General features: G+C 41.0%; 1 pseudogene. It reads left to right on the forward strand.

What is annotated here, in order from left to right:
* Nucleotides 1–213 (forward strand): annotated as a pseudogene (locus H6A27_RS14890) (IS66 family transposase); the annotation flags it as partial.
* Between the last annotated feature and the right edge of the window lie 14 nt (nucleotides 214–227).

The raw sequence follows: 227 nt of genomic DNA on the forward strand, positions 1-227 counted from the left end.
GGCAGGAAGAATTTTTTATTCTGTGGTAATCATGACGCAGCTGAAGATGCTGCTGTTATCTATTCATTCATGGGGTGCTGCAAGGCTGCCGATGTGGACTTCAAGGGCTGGATGCACTATTTCCTTAACCACGTACATGAATACGACAGTGATTACTCCAAGGACATTGCAGAATTACTGCCATCATCTTTAAAAGACAAGAAGATTATTTAAAGAATCTCCGAAAA

This window comes from Bacteroides caecigallinarum (assembly GCF_016902295.1).
GTDB classification, from domain to species: Bacteria; Bacteroidota; Bacteroidia; order Bacteroidales; family Bacteroidaceae; genus Phocaeicola; species Phocaeicola caecigallinarum_A.